Below are 705 nucleotides of genomic sequence, written 5' to 3'. Positions count from 1 at the left end.
CCAGGGATATCTCATCTTAAGGCGAGTTTCCCGCTTAGATGCTTTCAGCGGTTATCTCTTCCGAACATAGCTACCCGGCGATGCCACTGGCGTGACAACCGGTACACCAGAGGTTCGTCCACTCCGGTCCTCTCGTACTAGGAGCAGCCCCCTTCAAATATCCAACGCCCACGGCAGATAGGGACCAAACTGTCTCACGACGTTTTAAACCCAGCTCACGTACCTCTTTAAATGGCGAACAGCCATACCCTTGGGACCGGCTACAGCCCCAGGATGAGATGAGCCGACATCGAGGTGCCAAACACCGCCGTCGATATGAACTCTTGGGCGGTATCAGCCTGTTATCCCCAGAGTACCTTTTATCCGTTGAGCGATGGCCCTTCCATACAGAACCACCGGATCACTATGACCTGCTTTCGCACCTGCTCGACTTGTCGGTCTCGCAGTTAAGCACGCTTATGCCATTGCACTATCAGCACGATTTCCGACCGTACCTAGCGTACCTTCGTACTCCTCCGTTACAATTGCTTCGCTCCCGAAGGAGCTCGCGCCACACCCTTGAATCCTGCGCCCGGATTTGCCTAAGCGCCTTCTCCAATGCAGCGACCGGGACGTCCAACACCCGGACAACCTTCCGCGATCCGTCCCCCCATCGCATCTAACAATGGTGCAGGAATATTGACCTGCTTCCCATCAGCTACGCAT

General features: G+C 55.2%; 1 rRNA gene (running past both ends of the window). It reads right to left on the bottom strand.

From position 1 onward, the window contains the following. Positions 1–705, bottom strand: a 23S ribosomal RNA gene (locus KPB06_RS12990) (its annotated part extends past both window edges: 293 nt to the left, 1,267 nt to the right); the annotation flags it as partial.

It is taken from the genome of Burkholderia semiarida, assembly GCF_029268935.1.
Lineage (GTDB): Bacteria > Pseudomonadota > Gammaproteobacteria > Burkholderiales > Burkholderiaceae > Burkholderia > Burkholderia semiarida.
The sequence above is the reverse complement of the archived record's forward strand: the minus strand, read 5'-3'. Positions and strand labels throughout refer to the sequence as shown.